15 protein-coding genes are annotated in these 17,008 nt (G+C 41.7%); 6 read left to right on the top strand and 9 right to left on the bottom strand.

Annotated elements, in window-relative coordinates:
• Positions 1-210: 210 nt before the first annotated feature.
• The 5 genes from BCU57_RS00495 to BCU57_RS00475 all read right to left on the bottom strand — a co-directional run bounded on the left by BCU57_RS00495 (position 211) and on the right by BCU57_RS00475 (position 5,277).
• Complete coding sequence (locus tag BCU57_RS00495; RefSeq protein ID WP_102438627.1) at positions 211-597, bottom strand: ribosome recycling factor family protein; 387 nt, start codon at positions 595-597, stop codon at positions 211-213.
• A 240-nt stretch (positions 598-837) separates the two neighbouring features.
• A complete protein-coding gene (locus BCU57_RS00490) occupies positions 838-2,043 on the bottom strand; it encodes an OFA family MFS transporter (RefSeq protein WP_102438629.1) in 1,206 nt (401 codons plus the stop codon).
• Between the two features lie 274 nt (positions 2,044-2,317).
• Positions 2,318-3,088, bottom strand: a complete 771-nt coding sequence (locus tag BCU57_RS00485; RefSeq protein ID WP_102438631.1) for a LytR/AlgR family response regulator transcription factor — start codon at positions 3,086-3,088, stop codon at positions 2,318-2,320.
• Between the two features lie 18 nt (positions 3,089-3,106).
• Entirely contained in the window at positions 3,107-4,753 is a 1,647-nt protein-coding gene (locus BCU57_RS00480; RefSeq protein WP_198589937.1) for a LytS/YhcK type 5TM receptor domain-containing protein, read from the bottom strand.
• 140 nt (positions 4,754-4,893) lie between these two features.
• The gene (locus tag BCU57_RS00475) at positions 4,894-5,277 is read right to left on the bottom strand and encodes an MAPEG family protein (RefSeq protein WP_102438632.1); all 384 of its coding nucleotides are present in this window, start codon (positions 5,275-5,277) and stop codon (positions 4,894-4,896) included.
• A gap of 848 nt (positions 5,278-6,125) precedes the next feature.
• Here BCU57_RS00475 and BCU57_RS00470 point away from each other — a divergent pair.
• Positions 6,126-7,559 (top strand): hypothetical protein, encoded by a 1,434-nt coding sequence (locus BCU57_RS00470; protein ID WP_102438634.1) that lies wholly within the window; start codon positions 6,126-6,128, stop codon positions 7,557-7,559.
• Between the two features lie 150 nt (positions 7,560-7,709).
• Here the strand turns inward: BCU57_RS00470 and BCU57_RS00465 are convergent, their stop codons facing one another.
• The 4 genes from BCU57_RS00465 to BCU57_RS00450 form a co-directional block, all read right to left on the bottom strand.
• Complete coding sequence (locus tag BCU57_RS00465) at positions 7,710-9,038, bottom strand: sensor histidine kinase (RefSeq protein WP_102438636.1); 1,329 nt, start codon at positions 9,036-9,038, stop codon at positions 7,710-7,712.
• Positions 9,039-9,101: 63 nt separating this feature from the next.
• The gene (locus BCU57_RS00460) at positions 9,102-10,568 is read right to left on the bottom strand and encodes a sigma-54-dependent transcriptional regulator (protein WP_413211442.1); all 1,467 of its coding nucleotides are present in this window, start codon (positions 10,566-10,568) and stop codon (positions 9,102-9,104) included.
• Between the two features lie 869 nt (positions 10,569-11,437).
• Positions 11,438-12,286 (bottom strand): cobalamin-binding protein, encoded by an 849-nt coding sequence (locus BCU57_RS00455; RefSeq protein WP_102438638.1) that lies wholly within the window; start codon positions 12,284-12,286, stop codon positions 11,438-11,440.
• Between the two features lie 97 nt (positions 12,287-12,383).
• Positions 12,384-13,421 carry a DUF2235 domain-containing protein gene (locus BCU57_RS00450; protein ID WP_102438640.1) on the bottom strand — a complete coding sequence of 346 codons (1,038 nt, stop codon included), beginning with the start codon at positions 13,419-13,421 and terminating at the stop codon, positions 12,384-12,386.
• Between the two features lie 153 nt (positions 13,422-13,574).
• Between BCU57_RS00450 and BCU57_RS00445 the strand changes: the two genes are divergently transcribed.
• The 5 genes from BCU57_RS00445 to atcC all read left to right on the top strand — a co-directional run bounded on the left by BCU57_RS00445 (position 13,575) and on the right by atcC (position 16,989).
• Positions 13,575-14,117, top strand: coding sequence for a hydrolase (locus BCU57_RS00445; protein WP_102438643.1), 543 nt, complete (start codon positions 13,575-13,577; stop codon positions 14,115-14,117).
• Positions 14,118-14,493: 376 nt separating this feature from the next.
• Positions 14,494-14,778 (top strand): J domain-containing protein, encoded by a 285-nt coding sequence (locus tag BCU57_RS00440; protein WP_076541642.1) that lies wholly within the window; start codon positions 14,494-14,496, stop codon positions 14,776-14,778.
• A gap of 7 nt (positions 14,779-14,785) precedes the next feature.
• Complete coding sequence (gene atcA, locus BCU57_RS00435; RefSeq protein WP_076541640.1) at positions 14,786-15,319, top strand: cold adaptation protein AtcA; 534 nt, start codon at positions 14,786-14,788, stop codon at positions 15,317-15,319.
• A complete protein-coding gene (gene atcB / locus BCU57_RS00430) occupies positions 15,319-16,077 on the top strand; it encodes a cold adaptation protein AtcB (RefSeq protein WP_076541638.1) in 759 nt (252 codons plus the stop codon). The genes atcA and atcB overlap by 1 nt, the downstream gene beginning before the upstream one ends.
• Positions 16,078-16,089: 12 nt before the next feature.
• Positions 16,090-16,989 carry a cold adaptation protein AtcC gene (atcC, locus tag BCU57_RS00425; RefSeq protein WP_102438645.1) on the top strand — a complete coding sequence of 300 codons (900 nt, stop codon included), beginning with the start codon at positions 16,090-16,092 and terminating at the stop codon, positions 16,987-16,989.
• Positions 16,990-17,008: the final 19 nt, after the last annotated feature.

Below are 17,008 nucleotides of genomic sequence, written 5' to 3'. Positions count from 1 at the left end.
TATCTCTTCGATTTGACTGCATTCGTGGCAATAAAAGAGCTAACGTTAGAAATCTATAACATTAAAAGTCTAAAAGACTCAATTTGAATTGAGGTCATCGAGACTCTTTATTCCGAGAACTCGTGAGCTTGGCATGGAAGCCAATTCAAATTGTAATACTTCATCTAAACAGCAACATTGCCCTGCTTATAACACCTTAAAGCATCATCACTAAGAGTCAGCCTCAAAACGAGCCACTCTGGCTTCAGCCTCTGTGCAGCCGGTGCTTTGTATCAACTCAGCTAAGGTGGTACTCGGGCGTTCAGTGAGCAGGCGCACCAGTTTTACGGCTAATGGTTCTAACTTGTCACTATGTTCAAGCAGTGCGATGTTTAGCTTTTTAATCAGGTAGGCAAACTCATTATTAGTTTGCCCTGATAACTGTGCGGCAAAAGACTGAATATTAATGGCATCTCCCACGAGTTGCCAATTGCGAGAACGACGCACTCGCTTAAGCTCACAACCATATTGCGTAGCCATATCTTTAGCCTGCTTGGCGGCGCTGCCACCGATGCGATGAATAAGCGAAGGCAGTGCAATGGTGATATCTTCATTCATAGGAGGATTGGTTAATACTCATTGAGGGCCTTTGATTAATAATGAATCATACCCCAATAACACCAATCTAAACATGAGAAAGCAGCTTGGCGAGTTAAAGTGCACTACTTTTTCAAAGACTTAAGCTGACCTGTTTAAGTTCAGATAAAAAAACGCCGCATTGCTGCGGCGAAAAGGAGGTTGGAACGAAAAAAGCTTAACGCAATATTCAGACCTCTTGGCCCAATAGCGTAATTAAAACTAGCTAGCCATGGCTAAAGAAGGCTTGTTTTCTGGTAACTTCACCATGAAAGAGATGACGGTTGATAATACGATAAGTCCTAGCATTAAGTAGAAAGTCGGAACAAAGCCACCAAATAACGAAGCGACAATAGAGCCAATGATGCTGCCGATACCAAAGCCAAGATAAATAAAGCCATAAATTTTGGTTAAGTTGTTAAGGCCAAAGAAGTCACTCACTAGCGATGGGAACACAGTAATGGTGCCACCAAAACTAAAGGCGATACAGGCAACGGCTAAGTAAAAGCTCCACGCATTTAAGTGAACAAATAACAGTGAACCGACACCCGCTAAACATACAATAAGCGCAATGCTGATGACTTTCATGCGATCCATTTTGTCAGATAACACACCAAGAACTAAACGACCTGAAAGGTTAGCCACCGCAATCACTGCCACTGCAGATGCTGCTGTTGCCATACTTAAATGTACATAACCTTCGCCAATGTCTTTTGCCACACCAATCACGTATAAGCCACTCATACAGATGGTTAAAAAGATTAATGCTAGTACCCAAAACTGTGATGATTTCATTGCTTGCGCCAGTGTAAAGTCTCTGTTTGCAACGCTGTTTTCTGCGGTTGAGACTTCTTGAAGGGGGGCATCTTTCATCATTAATCCACCCGCAATGACTAGCACCATGGCAATCACAGCCCATGTATCAAATGTCATCGCCAAACCTGAATGGGTCAGCATATACATGTTGATGTATTTAAAGCCTAAACTGCCAAGGCCATAAGCACCAATAGCACAAGCAGACACTAAACCTTTACGTTCAGGGAATAATTTAACGCAGTTAGATAGGCTCATTAGGTAACCGGTACCATCAGCAAAACCCACTAACAGGCCGCCACATACATATAGCATTAATAGGCTATCTGCATGCGCAGTAAGAAATAAGCTCGCGCCGATTAATAGCCCAGCACCAATGGTGACATTACGAACCCCAAAGCGCTCTTGTAACTTGCCTGACACTGACGAAGCCACGGCTAGTGATAAACTTAAAATACCGAAAGTAAACGCCACATTACTCACTGGAAGCGACAGTTTCTCAGCTAACGGGGCATTGAATAAGCTCCATGTGTATACCGAACCCAAGGCGAACTGCGCCAAAATGGTACCAATAAGCGTCATAATACGCGCTCGGTTTGATATTTGTGCTGACATAGTGTCACTCTCCACAGCAATAATTAATGATTAATTTAACAATATGGTGGTCAAAATACGGCTTTTTGAGAGGAAGACAAGAGTCTGAATTAACTAAAACATGAGCTGTAAAATAGCGGCATCAAATGCAATATATCGGCATGAAATGCATTTATGGGGGTTAAATGCTGAGTGAGCTTATCTGCAGTAGCAAGGGTGGTTGTATCGTTTTTTGAGTCGTCTTTATGGGTAGGCGGTGTTGAATAGTTCGTTAGCTAGCCAATGACAGCAGCGGTTATAAGTTCATCAGTGCTCGAAAGGTTTTTATGTTACTGCGACTCACCAGCACTTCACCGTCAATATCGCGCAGTTTTAACAGATAGGTGCTATTGGTCCAAGGGATGATCTCACGAATTTTATCGATATTAATGCAATAGGATCGATGGCAGCGAAAAAACGATTCGCTCGGTAAACGTTCCATCAAATCAGTAATGGTATAAGGCACATGAAACACCCCTTCGCGAGTATATACCTCAGTGATTTTTTCGTTGGCAACCGCATAATAAATATCATTAATATAGCTGACCACAATGCGGTTATTTTGGGTTAAATTAATAGTCTGATTAAGGCTGCTGGCCTTAGGCTTGGGCTTGTCGGTATTCACTGGCAAAGACTCGACATTGATATCTGCCGCTGGTAGGTGTTTTTGAGCTTGCTCAAGTTTTTGCAACACCCCAATAGCCCGCTGCTCATTAAAAGGCTTGAGCAAATAATCAAATGCTTCTAACTCAAAGGCATCTGCGGCGTGCTCTTTATAGGCAGTCACAAACACGATATGCGGCTTTTCAGAAAATTGATGAATGTTTCTCGCCAATAACATACCGTCAATGGATGGAATATTAATATCAAGAAATATCACATCCACTTTATTGCTTTGCAGGTATTTAAAAGCTTCAAGACCATCATCGAAGGTCGCTACCACTTCAATCTGACTATGGGTTGCGATCAAATAAATCAGCTCTTCTCGTGCTAGGTATTCATCTTCTACAATCAAGGCTTTTAACATAGCTCCCCCTATAGTCTTCTAATGAATGAAAAAAGACATCTCAGTGCCTTTTGTCAATGCAGTAATCTCTAAGCCAGCACCATAGAGTAGCTTTAACCTTTGGTGTACATTCATCAAGCCGATGCTCGTGCTGTCTATGGTTCCTTGGTGCAACTTATCAATCAAAGCCGGATCGATGCCTACCCCAGTATCACGAATGGTAATTTTCACCCGATCATCTTGCTGCTTTTTAACCGTAATCAGCACCTCACCAGGATAAGACGCAGGCTGAATGCCATGTAAAATGGCATTTTCCACCAGCGGCTGTATCAGTAAGCTTGGCACACAAGTGTGTACATCATCAATATCAAAGCTGACGGTTAATTTAGGCCCAAATCTCGCCTGCTCAATCGCGGCATAATCCCGCACCTGTTGCAGCTCTTCTTGGATATCTATCAGCTCATCAGTGTGATCTAAATTAAAGCGCAAAAAATCCGCTAGTTTGGCGATCAATTCTCGAGCTTGCTGAGGCCGAATACGTATTAACGTAGAGATAGCATTGAGGGCGTTAAATAAAAAATGCGGATTAATTTTACTTTGCAGCGCCGAAAACTCTGCTTTTGAGGCCATGGTTTTTAACTGTTCGATGCGCGACACTTCCATTTGGGTAGAAATCAGCTGCGATAATCCCACCGCCATTTCCCGCAGTGAAGACTTAATTTGATAAGGCTCACGGTAAAATATTTTTAAGGTACCAGTAACGACATTGTTCTCCATTAATGGAATGATTAACAATGAATGAAAGTCATGGGCATCAAGGTTATTGCTAATAATTTGTTTGCCTGTGGCAACGGCTTGCTCGGTCATCTCGTTAATTTTATTGTGGGGCTCTAGGTAGTTTTCTTGACCTATACCCACATAAGCCAGTACTGAGGTGGTATCAGTTATCGCCACCACATCCGCTTGCGTATCAAGGCGGATGATCTGGCAAACCGCAATTAACGACTGACGATCATTTTGACGAAAATAAGGTAAGGTTTTATTGGCAATATCTAAGGCCAATTTTGCCTGCTGCGCAGCAATCCAATCTTTTTCATCGTCAATATCTTGCACTAACTTGATAATCAGCCCGATGGACACAGTGCCCAATATCATCGGCAAACCAATGTGACGCACAATCACCATTGCCTGCTCATAATCATCTGAAAACACCACAATCAGCACCATGGTCAGCACCTCGCAGATAACCCCCGCTAAAATGCCATACCAGGTATAGTGTTTTTTATCGACACCGACATGTATCCAACTTGCCAGAAAGCCTGCAAAAATACTCGATATTAAACAGGCGGTTGAAGTCGCGCCATCAAGATCAATTAAGTAACGATGCAGCCCTGAGATGATACCTGCTGGGATCCCCACCCAAGGGCCAAAAAGGATACCGCCAGATAACACTGCAATAATACGCACATTAACCAAGGAGCCATCGACCTCAATGCCGGTGTAGGTGCTCATAACCGCAAATAAAGTAAATAACAGCGACATCATCGCCATCTCAATCGGTTTTCGATTTGGTTTGGTGATGATTTTTTGAAAGCTGCGGGTGCGAGTGAGCAAAAACAGCAGCATCAGCATTAAGGCTGCCCGTTCAAATACGGCGATTAACATCATTAATTGCTCGGTATACATAGCAGCGCCTCTAATAAACCCAATTGATAGCAATAGGTATAAGAATTATATGATGAAATTTTTACAATGCCAGTATTTGACCTTAAAGGTAAATTGTAGAAAGGTTTATATCGATTAAAGAAGTTTAAAATTTTCCAAGCTTAAAAAGCTTGCCAAAAAATGCCAAATGAACAGAAAATTGCCACAAACCAAGCCAGTGAGCGCATAGTTGATAAGCCCTTTAAGTACAGCAAGTGATAGCTCACTCTAGCAACCACATGCACCATAGCTAACGTCGAAACAGTAGCATTAACATTATCAGTTGCGATCGCGGTTAAACTGCATAAACCAAAAACGATCAAAGATTCAAAGGCGTTTTGATGCCCTGCTAGTGCTCTTGCGCCAAAACCGGTTAACTTTGCTTGCTGTGCCCGCGGATGTGCATTGTCATAACCGCCGAGTTTTGCCATTGCCACAGCAACTGGCCCCTTGGCTAAATAGGGTAATAAGATTGTGATAAACAGACAAATCAGTAACGTTTGCATAAAAGCTGCCCGAGTAAGTTAAGGTCATTAATTACTAGTAAATCATTAATTACTTTTTAAGCCCAATGTTTTATTCAGCTAATGTTTTATAAATAATTGATTACCCATGGACCATTCCACCCTGTAAAACCGTTACTACTAACTTATGCACAGTCATCAGAATTTATTTTAAACAAAGTGATTCATTATTAAGCCTTTAAAATCAGAAACACACCTTGGTTAAATTAGCTGTCAGTCATAACAGCCTAGTAACAGCTTCACCAATGCAACTGATACAGCGCCCTGATTGAGGTTACTAAAGGTAATCCTCCAGCAATGAACCCCAGCCTACTGACAGCATAAATCTAACCATTTTATGCACAATATCGATAAGTTATACTTTAGCTAAATTCTTTAGCTCAAAGCTTTAGATCAAAGCTTTAGCTCAAAGCTTTAGATCAAAGCTTTAGATCAAAGCTTTAGCTGAGTGCTCTGTTCACTGCAATTTGTGCCACTGTCACGATCGCAACCCTTCACGCGTTCAGGGTTTGTCAGTCATTGCTAATAAATAGATAAACCATTGGCAGATTACGACTCTAATACTCGCCACCCTAGCTGTATCATTATTAAACAACAACAGTTGTTTTTATGCACATTTTTTAACTACTTATTCCTAAAAATCTTTTGACACCTTTGTTAATGAATTGTTAAGTTAGAGCTTGTGCTCCAGCTGATAATGAATTGGAGTGACAAAAATAACCTCATGAAAAAGAAGGCTAATTGATTAGTTACTTTTAACCATCGTGTATGTAATGACGTTTATTTCGTGATGGATAATAATAAAAACACCCACAAGGAAGCGCTAAATTATGAACAGATTACTGGTTCTCATTTTACTCTTTGTCAGTTTACAAGTTTCAGCTAAATCGTTACCACCGATACTCGATCATCTGCCTGTGTGCACGCCAACAGTGATCGATGGCATCTATGTGGAAAATACCCTTAAAAATAGCTCAAATGATAAATTAATAGAAACCAGCTTTCGCCTGATCCAGAAAAAAGCCAAACAAAAGCGGGTCGATGCCGTCATTATTACTAATTTAATTGAAGCCAATAAAATTATTATCACTGCTGACTTAATTGATTTTTGCGACGAAGATGACCGGTTATCTTCGGTGAAAACTGCTTATAATCAACTTAGTCGTAAACCCATTAGCTTTAAAAAACCGGCGCCAGCCACTAAGGTTTCAACAGCAGCAACGACCAATCGCATTACAGCTAAACCCAAAACGACCACTGCGCCACAAGTCACTTTAGCGCAGTCACAAATTAGCCCTGCGATTACAATACTGTCAGAAAAAGAATTATCTAGCCTTGCAAGAGAAGCAAGCTTTCCTTCAACTAATGTGACTCTATCTAGCGCCTACGGGGTTAGCATTGATGATTCAATCCAACGTCTGATTGAATTACTAGGTCCTGCCAGCGCTTTATTTACCCTAAAAGATCAATCCCAAGCATGGCTATATGGCCGCGAGCTGTGGTTTATTATCGACAACAATAAAATTCAGCAAATATCCTATAAAGATCGCTCATTACTTAACTACAATGGCAAAAATTTAATTAGCTACAACGAAAGGTTTGATAATAACTGGCTGATTGATGATAAAGCCGGATACCGTGATGAAGTACTGCAAGTGCGCAATAAGCTTGATTATTTAAAGCAAACCAGTACTGAAGAATATATCGTCTCCAATCATAAAAACTTACTGACGTTAGAGTTTGATGAGTTTTCTTCTATCACCAGCGATGAGCCTGAATTACTGCTCACAGGTTTCACCTTTAAATCAAGAAAATACAGCCGTGATAATGATGAGATATTATTTTCGGAGCTCAATAGCCAAAAGTTAACTGAAGTACTTTTACCTACTGAGAACAATCAACCCAGCACGCTCGATGCGCTAGTTAACCGTTTTGTGCCTAATGTTATTCAATTTTCAAACAACGGCGTTTGGAGTTTACTGTCAAAAAATGTGCAGGTTAAGCATTACAATAATGTCATTCAAAAAGTAAAACTCTCTGAGAGTATTAACTACCCTATTGAGTCTGATGAGCAGTTTATGGCTTATTTAAAATCCATTAATATCCCAGCCACCCGTGAAGCTATGTTGGCACACTTTAGCGATCAAGCCAGTGCATGGTATGAGATCATTAATGTCGAAAGTGATGACTTTGTATTAAAAGCCGAGTTCACCTCTGAAGATGATGATGCGATGTTGATTTCATTGGAAGTTGAGTATTTATAAACAGCTCTTATACGTAGCACTTATCAATAACAATCATCACTCGCTTAAACAGTGATATTGTTATTAATACTATGATTAACACTTCAAAAAAGCCCAATAGAGACTATCTATTGGGCTTTCTTTATTCTTACCGTTATTAACTAAGTACGACTACTCATTTGGCAGCCACAATTTAACGCTTAAGCCTTTCTCTTTACGATTTTGCATGGTGATATGGCCACCATGAGCTTCAACTATTTCGTGGCATAAGGGCAAACCAATGCCTGTGCCCGATTGTTTAGTTGAATAAAACGGTAATAAGGCTTGAGATAACACCTCGCTAGACATACCTAAACCGTTATCTTCAATGGTGATCACCACCCCAACTAGCGGATGACTGACCTCTAGAAACGCCACCGTGACCCCATCTTTATCAGCCCCAGATTCTTGGGCATTTTTAAGCAGATTGATTAACACTTGCTCTAATTGCACACAGTCTAAGGCAATGGTTTGTTGCGGCAATGCTGAAGTTAAACTGAACCGATACTGCTGGGCTAGCTGCTCGATTAAATTATCCCAATTAACTGGCGCCTTTTTCGGTAAGGGTAATTTAGCAAATTGGGCATAATGGGAAATAAACTGGCTTAAATGGGCGGTACGATTTTCGATGGTATCGAATATCAGCGCTAATCTTTCGTTATCAAAATCTTTAGTGAGTACTCTGCCAGAATTGACCATTGAAGCAATAGGCGCCACAGAGTTATTCAACTCATGACTGATAATGCGGATGACTTTTTTCCACACCGCTACTTCTTGGCGATTAAGTTCTTTGGTTAATTGTTTAAGTAAAATTAAATGGTGACGTTGATTATTTTGATTAAATTGCCCACGGGAGATATGCCATGTTTCGATTTCACCCGCGCTATCGTCACTTAACCCTTCGCCATTGGCATCAATGGAAAACAAGCCTTCATGTTCACTCTCTAATGCCTGCTTTAACGCGCTTGGTAACACTGCAATCAGCTCTGAAAGCAACATGCCTTCAATTCTAATCCCCTGATTAAATAAGTGTCTGGCAGCATCGTTAGCATAAATAATTCGCTGATTATCATCCACCAGCAACATGATGTTAGGCGAGTTTTGTATCACTTTATCGAGCATTAATTCACGCTGATAAATAAACTGCCGCTCTTTTCGCAGCTTGGCCGAGGCTTGATTGTATAAACCAGCCAGTTCATTCAGTTGCGGCTCAGCATATTCAGGTAATGACACACTAAATTCATTATCTTTAAAGTTGAGTAAGCCGACTTCTAATGCTTGTAAGCTTTCGCCCAGTTGACGAGTCAGGTACATACTGATGAGAAAACACAGGCCCAAGCTCACAACCACCGCGACCCATACTGACTCATCCCCAAGCCATTGCCACAGACCGTAAGCCAGCAACAACGACACTAAGGTGCAGACTAAATTTGACAGTACCAGTTTGTTCCGTAGGCTCATTTAAGGTTTGTTCTCTAAGTTGATTTTCATACTGGTTTTCCATAACCACGTTGCTGAGCAAAATTACTTATTCACTGACAAGCCATACTTTTCCATCCGCCGATACAGTGCTTGGCGGCTTAACCCCAGTGCTTTAGCGACTCTGGAAATAACCCCACTGTGCGCCACTAACGCTTGTTCAATTTGTTGCTTATCAGGCTCTACAGTGGTGTTTGTCGACGTAACTGTGTGGTCTTGAGTAGGAAACTCTTTAGTAAGAGGTACGTTGTGCGATGAAGTCTTTGTTAGTGCATTCTGCTCTGTCAGCGTTTGCAACATTGACAACCCTAAATCAGCACAGCTTAGTTGTGATGATTTAGCCAGTAATACCGCCCTTTTACAGACATTTTCAAGCTCACGTACATTGCCCGACCAAGGATGATTTAACAGCGCTTGCTGCGCCTGTTTATCAAAACTAAATGTCTCCCCGACAAAGAAACTCGCTAAGGGTAATATGTCATCAATGCGCTGATTAAGCGGCGCTAACGCTAGTTCAATAACATTTAAGCGATAAAATAAATCTTCTCTAAACTGACCATTGGCAATGTCTTGGCCTAAGTCGGCATTGGTGGCACTAACGACACGTACATTGACTTTACGGGTTTGATGACTGCCTAAGCGCTCAAACTCACCCGTTTGTAAAACCCGCAATAACTTCACTTGCCCAGATAAAGGCAAGTTACCAATTTCATCTAAAAATAAGGTACCACCATCAGCGGCCTCAAAGCGGCCAATGCGTACTTTATTAGCGCCAGTAAAAGCCCCTGCTTCGGCGCCAAACAGCTCTGCTTCTAATAACTCCATTGGTAAGGCGCCAATGTTCACTTTGATAAACGGCTTATCTTTTAACAATGAATTGGCTTGAATAATGTCAGCTATTTTATCTTTACCTGCGCCATTGGGCCCGGTGATCATCACCGACACATCAGAGCGCGCCACTTGCAGTGCTAAGTCAATGCAACGTTGCATGGCGCCGCTGCCAAACACCATACCGCATAAATCAGCGTCTTTGATGGCGCTCATGCGTTCAGAATCAACCCGAGACAATTGATTATTCTGTTTTGATAGGTGATAAATCGACAGTAAGTTGCTGATGCTATTGAGCAACTTGGCATCATCCCAAGGTTTACCCATGTAATCAGCAGCCCCAGCTTTAACCAGCTCAACCGCGGTTTCTAGCTGAGTCCAGGCGGTCATTAAGATGATAGGTATATTGGGTTGTTGTTCCCGTAAGGTATAAAACAACTGGCGGCCTTCTTCACCAGAGGTGGTGTCCTGGGTGAAGTTCATATCCTGAATAACCAAGCTGATATCTTGCTCTGCCACAATCTGTAAAGCTTGCTCTGGGGTTTCGCAGCTTAATGATTTATAGCCATGAATATCCAACATTAATGTCAGAGCGCTACAAATGGCATGATTATCATCAACGACTAATTGTCTAGACACTTCTTCGGCACGATTTTTAAGCTCAAATGCTAAGGTATCGCCCATTAAGTCAACTTCGGCAATGGCATGTTGATGCAGCAATTTTGCTTTATGCAGATCATCCTTACCCTTTTCAAAATCGATTCGACTAATCAAACGGCTTTCAATCAGTTGATCGCCGCGGCGACTTTCACGATCTGCCGCCTCTAAGTCCACTTTGGCCATGTCTAACACTTGGCTAACTCTGAGTTGTTCTCGGCGAGCATCTAACTTGGCCCGTTCTAAATTACTTTCCATTGCCCCATACAATGATTGCTGCTGCTCATAAGAATTTTGTAACTTAGGGCTTTCTATTTGAGCAACCACTTGACCAAGTTCAACGATATCGCCAGGTTGGCTCAGCATAGTCACCACACCTTGTTCAGTGCTATATAAAACAGGTGCATTAGCAGCTACGATTTTCCCGGTGGTGGCAATATCAAGAACCAAAGTGCCGCGAGTCAGTGTTGCTAGCCTTAAGTCAGTTGCATCAATTGAGCGAATATTATTGTCATGTCCTAAGCTTGCCCACACCAACGCACTCATCAACAAGCCAAGGGTACCAATCACTAATGGCATTTTTAGCTTATTGGTTAGCTTTGGCTGAATAACCTTATCTTGTCTGCTGGTATCTTTAATCATCATTAATCCTAGAATGCGCTCAATGCTGCATTTATCAATCATATTGCATTGGATATAGCACAGGCTGTGCCATAAATTAAATAATGATATTAATTAGATACTTAAGATATTTTAATTATACGACCAACAATCGAAAGTGTCCGCGCCCCCCCTGTAAAGTGTCCGCATTAAAATGAGAAGTGTCCGAAAACAAAAAAAGTGTCCGCGCGGACACTTTTGGGCAATCTATATTGAACTGCTTAATTCAAGCCGCTTTAGGGCTGACGCACTTTATCCAATGCACCACACAAGGCTTCAACACCTAAAATAGCCCGTGGGGAGGCGCGATGCAGTACATCAGCATTGAGTTGATAGATATGCTGATTTTTAACTGCGGGTAATTCTGGCCACTGTGACCAATCAACACCAATAACGTTGCCCTCATCTTGGCTTTGTAAAATCACTTCTGCCATGGTGAGCAATACATTCTCAACGCTTACTTGCGGGTATTCACTGGCTGCATCGATAAAAACATTTTCACCATGACAAGCTTCGATAATATGCTCTATCCAACTGCCTTTAGATACTGTCATTAACGGCGTTGACCACAACTGGTAAAACACTTTTACTGGCGACTTTAATTGATTTTCAGCGCGGATATCCGTTAGCTGCTGACGATAGTTTGCTGCGACTTTAGCCGCTTTATCTTGATTACCCGTAAGCTCACCCAATTGTTCTAATTCATTGGCTACATCATCAAGGCTTTTAGGATCGCTATTAAACACCTTAAAGCCTAGCTGAGTTAGCTGGGTGATATCGTCCATTTTATTGCCGCTATTCCACACCACGATTAAGTCAGGGTTTAGCTCTAACACTCGCTCAATTTGAATACCGTAGTAACCACCGATACTGGGAATAGACTTTGCTGCCTCTGGAAAATCAGTATGATCAGTAGTGGCAACAATAGACTCGCCAGCACCGATGGCATAGAGCATTTCAACCGCGTGGGGCGAAAGCGCTATGATACGTTTAGCGGGTTCGGCTTCTTTTGTCTTAGCGTCTAAAAAAGGACTTACCACAGTGGTGATGATAAAAAAGATACTGATGGAAATTCGTGACAACATGCTTTTCCTTTGAAAAATTACACTGGGGTTATTGGGTCAATGCTATCCCAGACTCTATCTGCAACCGACTATTACTTCAAACAACTCAGTCAATGAGCTACTCAATGAGTGTATCAGGCCAACCGTGAGTATCGATGTAAGCTTGTAAGTTTTTAGGTCTATATTTCATGTCAGCATCCCATCTTTGTTTCACTGATTGATGTATCCAAATAGGTTTCTCGCAGTCAGTTAGCGGGCGATGATATTCACCACGAATACGATACACATGCTTTTTAGACTTATGCTTGGTCGCCATAGGATTAGGGCGCAAACTGTCATGCAAATGGGTCTCAAATGCTAAGTCAAATTCACTGGCTTGTTGCATCATCCATTTAAGCGCGATATCCGATAAACAGCTCTGATCATCATCAGGCTTATAACTGCCGCCTATATTACTGTGCACCCCTGCAAACCACACTTGTTGAATATTCATGTTGCTGCGAGGCTGCCAAATGGTGGGTCTAAAGTCGTCACGCACTTCATCAATGGCCAAAGCATGGCGCGCTACGCTAACATTACGCCCAAGCTTAGTGTCGTAAAACTCATCTTTATCTTCAAATAAGCCTAAAAATGAGAATGGAATTCCCATGGCGCCGACGGTATCCCACACCCCAACAAATTTGACCTGCCTTGATGGGTAACTGTATTGCTCACGAAAAGCGATGGATTTTGCGCCATCAGGCTTATAAGGTTTTGATTTGGATTTATAGTGCTCAAACGCCGCTTGAATTTGATTGGCATCGGGGCGCTTTAGAATGCCGCAGTTATTAATTAAGCCGCATAAACTGCGCACGGTATAAGCGCCGCGGCTAAAACCAAACAGATATATTTCATCGCCTTCGTGGTAGTTTTGCACGATATAGCGATAACAATCCATAATGTTCTTTTGAACACCACTGCCGGTTATGCCACCAGATACTGAGTCATAATATGAGCCGACGCCCCAATCGTAAAACACCTGTTGCGCCACTCCATCATCGGCAATGGGCTTAATGCCTCTGGCAATACGTAGCACATTGGTGGGAAAGTCTTTTTTAAGGTCTTTCTCTGGGCGGTTCCAAGTGCCATCGGCACAAATAACAATACGTTTTTTCATTATATCTTCCTTGAATTACAGCAATAAGTGCTAAGTAATAAAATAGTATCAATCCTTGCTAGCAGATAAAGCTTCGACCTTTAGACTATAGTCAGCCCGCCCTAACAGGGTTTACTCTAACTCAGTTATTGAGCCATAAACAAAGGAGTTTTTATGTTAACTGCGGATCAATCTGTACTGGTGATTGTGGATGTGCAAGGTAAACTTGCACAGGTAATGCAGCAATCTTCGGCGCTGCATCATCAGCTCGCTATCTTGATCCAAGGGGCGCAATTATTTGATATTCCAACTTTATGGCTAGAACAACTGCCCGATAAATTAGGTCCGACCTCAGCGCAATTGAGCGAGCATTTATCTAAAACTACCCAAGTGATTGCTAAATCTCACTTTAGCGCATGGCAGTGCCAGGAGTTTCAGCAGCAGTTAACGCGCTTAAATCGCAATCAGATTATTCTCGCGGGCATTGAAACCCATGTATGTGTTTATCAAACCTGTCAGGATTTGTTGGCTAATCGCTACCATGTGCATTTAGTTGCCGATGCGGTGTCATCGCGCATTGAGGCCAATAGAGCCTTAGGCATTGAAATGATGCAAGCCCTAGGCGCTAAACTCACTAACACTGAATCTTGTTTATTTGAATTGCAACATCAAGCGACAGGCGAGCGCTTTAAATCATTACTTAAGTTGATCAAATAGCAATTCTAAATTAAAGCCTTATGGATGATTGTTAGCGCTTAGCAAATAAGCGCTATTACGGCGCTTTGAATACCAAGCAAATGGCTTTTTAGATGTCATATTTAATCCCATGTAACCTTTATCATTGGGCATGATTTGGGCTTAAATAATCGCATTTCTTGCGCTAAACACTGCTGCATGCAAACTTAGTTTCTCGATTTATCCTCCCAAGATTGTCAATAAATTGCTGTAAATCTAACCTGTGTATTTTGTATTAAGCTAAACTTACTGATAGTTTTATGGGAAACACAGTATTTCTGTTATTATTTGCAACCAAATAATCATAATTTAATGGATTAGCACTCGCTATCCAAGTTCATTCGCCACAGGTAAAAATATGATTAACCACTTCACCGTCCTCGGTGTTAAAGCCAGTGCCAAAGAAGACGAAATAAAAAAAGCCTATAAACGTTTATCAAATAAGCTGCACCCCGATAAACTGCTTAACGCATCTGAAGAAGAAAAGCATCAAGCTGCAGAGCAGCTACAAAGGGTTAAAAATGCCTATGATGTTTTATCTGATAAAAAATTAAGAACTGCATTTATTAAAGATTTTAATAATGTCATCGTGACCAATCCTACAGCGGCAATGACCGAGCTGTGGGACCAATTTTATTCTTGAGAAACCCATGAGCCAAACACTTAATATCTCACGCATCAATGAGTTAAAAAATAATGCCTATGACAATATCGAATCGTACAACGACCCCGATACCCCTGATGCATTAGCAAAATTCACCAACTCAATGAAAGAGATTTTATTAGCCGATCCGTCGATGCTAGCTGCGGTACCCGAGTATTTACCGGTTGCCTTATTTAATCGCATTCGTTTTTCTGACGAAGCCAAAATGAAATGGGCAGGCTGGATTGATAATGCGGTATTGCCAACATGGGACGAGTTTAAAGTCACGGTGCAGTTCAACAATGCCGATGTGCCATTAGTCCTTGCAGTACGTAAATATTCTGAAGAACTGTTAATTGAAAGCTGCGCCGTGGTTTATCTGCTTAATACTCAAGATAACGTGGTTGCACCAAGTAAGTCTTTTGCTTCATCTGAAGGTGGCAATAGCGACGATGGTTATGACCCATATAATAATGATGACGACAGCCAAAGCGAAGATGAAGAAGGCTATTACGACCAATATGATGAAGAGGAGCGTTAATGAACAATCTTATTGAAATCACTGCTGCTGAGATTAAAGATCTCGCTGATGTTGAGCCACAACAAGCCAGTAAGCGCTTCGAAATCATTGCTAACACAATGAATGATGAGCAGCTTGTTGATGTCATTGAGCATATGGATATCGTTACCTTAACTCAAATCAACAGTCATCATGATATTTCTTGTCCGTCGATCATGTCTGAGCTGATGACCCCAGAGCAAATCCGCGACATAGTGTGTCAGCAACCTTTGTATTGGGAAGAGCAAATTAAAACCAATGTTGATGAATTAATGCATCATACCTTTGAGTTTTTAACCTACCTTATTCGTATTCAGGGCACTGAAGAAAAACAAGCCGCCATTTTAGAGTGTATTGCAGAAGATCCTGCTGGGCTGTTTTATTTATCAATTCCGTTTATTGAGTTGATTTTGGCGCCATCAGCCGAGCAAGACCACAACACTATTTTTGACTCATATGATGACGAAGATGATGGTGAAACAGTGGGTTATAGCAACTGGCAAGCAGATGAAGAAGCCCATAGCCTAGCGATGGATGATCCCCGCAGCCTATTGGCATTAATTCAACAAATTGCGCCTGAAGTGGCCAAGTCGATTAAAAATCTGCTGCGTAATGAAAGTTCTGGTTGGGAACAAATCATCGGTAAATTCGTTAATGAGCTGGTGTTACAAGCAAAAGATAAAAACCAAGTGGCTGATGAGTACGCTGAAGTCGATGATATGTTTACTTTTCTTGATTAAGGAAACCAGTTAATGCAGTTAGCATTACGTGATAACAATCAAGGCCCATACTTTAGTCGGGTACTTGAGTATGGCCGCCGTGAAGCACTATTAACCGATGAGCATGTCACCCAAATAAAATCGAAAGCGATTTTAATGAGTCTTAAACTTGCTGATAAGTTTTATAACAAGCACAAAATGCATTTGCTGGAGCAAGCAGCCCATGATGTCATTGGCGTGGTTAGCCTAGGGCTTATTGCACTAACCGGTCACGAACCCGTTGGCTCAATCAACTTGCTGAAAACCCCTGATGGCATAATGAAATGCTTTCAAAAAGGCTGGAGCATGTTGACCACTGTGAGTAAGCATATGCATGGCAGTGAAAAATCACTCTATGGTGATATCAATCCAATACTCATGGAAAAAATCTCGACCCCGCCAGATACAGATGAGTGGCTAGGTTGGCAAGATTATCAAAAAGCGCTTACTGACCACAGAAGTCAAGAAGCCACGAAAGTATTGCTTGAAACCTTTTACGCTAAAACTGAACTCGATCCATTATTTAGTCTTGGGCTTGAAAGCGTGCTGGCTGAAGCCGTGCTTTATCGCATGATGTTTGATGATGCTCGTGTACGTGAAGACATGAAAAAGCGCCTGCGTAAAATTGCGTTAGACGATAAGTGGTTTAGTGTTGAAGTGATTCAAATTCATACCGACCGCGCGTTGAAACTGTTACCAGATTCATTAGCAGAGGCCATTCGCCAAGACTTAGGTAAACATTTTTACCAAGAGTTATTGCGAACGCTTAAGTTTGCCAAGAAATACCGAGAACTTGCCCTTGGTGATGCCAGTCCTGAAAAGCTTGAGCGTTACGAGCAAAAACATGGCCTACAAAGTGTGTTACTCGGTTGGCAAGACACCTTTGAGTTTTAGTGACACCAAAGACACTAAA

Origin of the sequence: Shewanella sp. 10N.286.48.B5 (assembly GCF_002874355.2) — a bacterium.
In the GTDB taxonomy this organism is placed as follows: Bacteria; Pseudomonadota; Gammaproteobacteria; order Enterobacterales; family Shewanellaceae; genus Shewanella.
Note: the sequence above shows the minus strand (reverse complement) of the source record. Positions and strands in the feature narration are given on the sequence as shown.

Coding starts and splice junctions, on each gene's coding strand:
- BCU57_RS00485 (WP_102438631.1), bottom strand. CDS start 3,088: ATGTTAAAAGCCTTGATTGTAGAAGATGAATACCTAGCACGAGAAGAG.
- BCU57_RS00470 (WP_102438634.1), top strand. CDS start 6,126: ATGAACAGATTACTGGTTCTCATTTTACTCTTTGTCAGTTTACAAGTT.
- BCU57_RS00490 (WP_102438629.1), bottom strand. CDS start 2,043: ATGTCAGCACAAATATCAAACCGAGCGCGTATTATGACGCTTATTGGT.
- BCU57_RS00440 (WP_076541642.1), top strand. CDS start 14,494: ATGATTAACCACTTCACCGTCCTCGGTGTTAAAGCCAGTGCCAAAGAA.
- BCU57_RS00475 (WP_102438632.1), bottom strand. CDS start 5,277: ATGCAAACGTTACTGATTTGTCTGTTTATCACAATCTTATTACCCTAT.
- atcA (WP_076541640.1), top strand. CDS start 14,786: ATGAGCCAAACACTTAATATCTCACGCATCAATGAGTTAAAAAATAAT.
- BCU57_RS00445 (WP_102438643.1), top strand. CDS start 13,575: ATGTTAACTGCGGATCAATCTGTACTGGTGATTGTGGATGTGCAAGGT.
- BCU57_RS00495 (WP_102438627.1), bottom strand. CDS start 597: ATGAATGAAGATATCACCATTGCACTGCCTTCGCTTATTCATCGCATC.
- BCU57_RS00460 (WP_413211442.1), bottom strand. CDS start 10,568: ATGGGCGATACCTTAGCATTTGAGCTTAAAAATCGTGCCGAAGAAGTG.
- BCU57_RS00450 (WP_102438640.1), bottom strand. CDS start 13,421: ATGAAAAAACGTATTGTTATTTGTGCCGATGGCACTTGGAACCGCCCA.
- atcC (WP_102438645.1), top strand. CDS start 16,090: ATGCAGTTAGCATTACGTGATAACAATCAAGGCCCATACTTTAGTCGG.
- BCU57_RS00480 (WP_198589937.1), bottom strand. CDS start 4,753: ATGTATACCGAGCAATTAATGATGTTAATCGCCGTATTTGAACGGGCA.
- atcB (WP_076541638.1), top strand. CDS start 15,319: ATGAACAATCTTATTGAAATCACTGCTGCTGAGATTAAAGATCTCGCT.
- BCU57_RS00465 (WP_102438636.1), bottom strand. CDS start 9,038: ATGAGCCTACGGAACAAACTGGTACTGTCAAATTTAGTCTGCACCTTA.
- BCU57_RS00455 (WP_102438638.1), bottom strand. CDS start 12,286: ATGTTGTCACGAATTTCCATCAGTATCTTTTTTATCATCACCACTGTG.